Below are 276 nucleotides of genomic sequence, written 5' to 3' on the forward strand. Positions count from 1 at the left end.
CTGCTATTTTTTATGAAAATTTTGAAATTGCAAAAGAATTATATGTTAGCCATCAGCCTCAGAAAATTGAAAGAGGAGATCTTGGAAAACTGCTGCTGCTATCGGTAAAGAACAATGATCTGGAATTTATAAAGAAGATTCCTCTGAAAGGTAAGGATTCTCCCATGTATCATTTTGACGACGATGGGTACAATGCTTTGCTGTATGCCGTAGAAAAGGATTATACAGACATTGCGAAATATCTTTTGTCTCAGGGAGCTGATAAAAAATCCAGAG

General features: G+C 35.9%; 1 protein-coding gene. It reads left to right on the top strand.

What is annotated here, in order from left to right:
* Window positions 1–276: ankyrin repeat domain-containing protein (locus SB679_RS24055; protein ID WP_410704757.1), on the top strand; the 276-nt coding region annotated here is incomplete at both ends.

Source organism: Chryseobacterium sp. SIMBA_029 (assembly GCF_046535275.1).
Classification (GTDB): Bacteria; Bacteroidota; Bacteroidia; order Flavobacteriales; family Weeksellaceae; genus Chryseobacterium.